Here is a 3,120-nt window from a genome sequence, read left to right on the forward strand (position 1 = left end):
TTAAATAACTATGGCAGCTACCTACTCTCCCGCATGATAGTGCAGTACCATCGGCCATGAGGGGCTTAACTTCTCTGTTCGGAATGGGAAGAGGTGAACACCCTCGGCATAACCACCATAAGATCTTGAAGATCTTCTAGCGTTCTTTGTGCATATAGCACCAAGAACCTACAATAAGATTACATATTGGGAAGTCGTATACTAAAGTATAATAAAATTAAAGCTTACGGGCAATTAGTACTACTCGGCTCCGATGTTACCACCCTTACACCTGTAGCCTATCAACGTCATCGTCTCTGACGGCCCTTAAAAGTAAACTCATCTTGAGGAAAGTTTCACGCTTAGATGCTTTCAGCGTTTATCTTGTCCGTACATAGCTACTCTGCACTGCACCTGGCGGCACAACAGATACACCAGCGGTACGTACGACCCGGTCCTCTCGTACTAAGGTCATGTCCTCGCAATTTACTAACGATCACAACAGATAGGGACCGAACTGTCTTGCGACGTTCTGAACCCAGTTCACGTGCCACTTTAATCGGCGAACAGCCGAACCCTTGGGACCTTCTCCAGCCCCAGGATGTGACGAACCGACATCGAGGTGCCAAACCTCACCGTCGATATGAGCTCTTGGGTGAGATCAGCCTGTTATCCCCGGAGTACCTTTTATCCTTTGAGCGATGGCCCTTCCATACAGAACCACCGGATCACTTTAGCCAGCTTTCGCTCCTGCTCGGCTTGTTTGCCTCACAGTCAAGCACCCTTTTACTAATGCGCTCTGCGTACGATTACCAACCGTACTGAGGGTACCTTTGCAAGCCTCCGTTACTTTTTAGGAGGCGACCACCCCAGTCAAACTACCCACCAAACAATGTCTCCCCGTTAAGGGATTAGACTCTAAATAACAGAAGGTTGGTATTTCAACGATGACTCCACAACTCCTAGCGAAGCTGCTTCATAGTCTCCCAACTATCCTACACATCTGGCATTCAAAATCAATGTTAAGTTGTAGTGAAGGTTCACGGGGTCTTTCCGTCCCGTTGCGATTAACCGGCATCTTCACCGATACTACAATTTCACCGAGCTCGTGGTAGAGACAGTGTCCAACTCATTAGACCATTCGTGCAGGTCGGAACTTACCCGACAAGGAATTTCGCTACCTTAGGACCGTTATAGTTACGGCCGCCGTTTACTGGGGCTTCAGTCAGAAGCTTTGGGTTGCCCCGAACATCCTTCCTTAACCTTCCAGCACCGGGCAGGTATCAGGCTCTATACGTCATCTTTCGATTTTGCAGGGCCCTGTGTTTTTGTTAAACAGTTGGTTGGACCATTTTACTGAGGCCGCATCACTGCGGCACGCCTTATCCCGAAGTTACAGCGTCAATTTGCCTAGTTCCTTTACCACGGATCACTCGAGCGCCTGAGAATACTCTTCTCGACTACCTGTGTCGGTTTACGGTACGGGCTGCAATAACCTAACCTTAGAGGTTTTTCTCGGAAGCTGGATTAGGGACATTATCAGCGCTGCCGAAGCTTTGCTGTACTATCAGGTTTCAGCACATCTGGCGGATTTTCCTACCAAACGTATACCTACGCCCTTCAACGCACTATTCCGTAAGTGCGCAGTCCTTTCACTTCTCCGTTACCACATCGAAATTATTGCAGGTACTGGAATATTCACCAGTTTGCCATCAGCTACGCCTCTCGGCTTTGCCTAAGGACCCGACTAACCCTGATCCGATTAGCGTTGATCAGGAACCCTTAGTCTTGCGGCGATAAGATTTTTCATCTTATTTATCGTTACTTATGCCTACATTTTCTTTTCTAAACGCTCCAGCATGCCTCGCGACACACCTTCGATGCAGTTTAGAATGCTCCCCTACCGTCTGATACCTTAGTATCAGGCCTAAAGCTTCGGTTATGTGTTTGATGCCCGATTATTTTCCGTGCCCAAACCCTCGACCAGTGAGCTGTTACGCACTCTTTAAATGAATGGCTGCTTCCAAGCCAACATCCTGGCTGTTGTAGGGTTTGAACCGCGTTTGTTCAACTTAACACATGATTAGGGACCTTAGCTGTTAGTCTGGGTTATTTCCCTCTCGGCCACGGACCTTAGCGCCCGCAGCCTCACTCCCGGAGATTATATCATAGCATTCGGAGTTTATTAGGGTTTGGTAGGCGGTGAAGCCCCCTAGCCCAATTAGTAGCTCTACCTCTATGATACGTCTGTAATCCGAGGCTGTTCCTAAAAACATTTCGGGGAGAACGAGCTATCTCTCAGTTTGATTGGCCTTTCACCCCTATCCACAGGTCATCCCAGAACTTTTCAACGTTAACGGGTTCGGACCTCCAGTTAGTTTTACCTAACCTTCATCCTGCCCATGGATAGATCACAAAGTTTCGCGTCTACCCCCACTGACTAAACGCCCTGTTAGGACTCGCTTTCGCTACGGCTCCGTTACTGAAGAACTTAACCTTGCCAGTGAGGTGTAACTCGTAGGCTCATTATGCAAAAGGCACGCCGTCACCCTTACGGGCTCCGACCGCTTGTAGGCGCACGGTTTCAGGAACTATTTCACTCTCCTGTTCGGAGTACTTTTCACCTTTCCCTTACGGTACTGGTTCACTATCGGTCTCTAGGGAGTATTTAGCCTTACCAGATGGTGCTGGCAGATTCACACAGGATTCCTCCGGTCCCGCGCTACTCAGGATACTACACGTCCATCAAATCTTCCGCCTACAGGGCTTTCACCTGCTATGGCGTATCTTTCCAGATACTTCAGCTTCGTTTGACTTTCTAAAAGTAGTCCTACAACCCCGGATAGAATTGCTTCGATCCGGTTTGGGCTCTTCCCCGTTCGCTCGCCACTACTTAGGGAATCATTAATTTATTTTCTCTTCCTTCAGGTACTTAGATGTTTCAGTTCCCTGAGTTTGCCTCCCTTGCGGGATAATACACCTTCAGTGTATTGGGTTGTCCCATTCGGAAATCTACGGATGTTACGATCGTTTGCATCTCCCCGTAGCTTATCGCAGCTTACCACGTCCTTCTTCGCCTCCTAGAGCCTAGGCATCCACCATGCGCCCTTATTCGCTTTAAAAATCTTTAGTTTATACTCT

Annotated in this window: 2 rRNA genes; both read right to left on the minus strand. The window is 48.3% G+C overall.

The annotated features are described in order from the left end of the window. Positions 1 to 8: 8 nt before the first annotated feature. A 5S ribosomal RNA gene (gene rrf, locus ABR189_RS30030) occupies positions 9 to 120 on the minus strand. A 94-nt stretch (positions 121 to 214) separates the two neighbouring features. Beyond that, positions 215 to 3,101, minus strand: a 23S ribosomal RNA gene (locus tag ABR189_RS30035). Between the last annotated feature and the right edge of the window lie 19 nt (positions 3,102 to 3,120).

The sequence above is a fragment of the Chitinophaga sp. H8 genome, from assembly GCF_040567655.1.
Classification (GTDB): Bacteria; Bacteroidota; Bacteroidia; order Chitinophagales; family Chitinophagaceae; genus Chitinophaga; species Chitinophaga defluvii.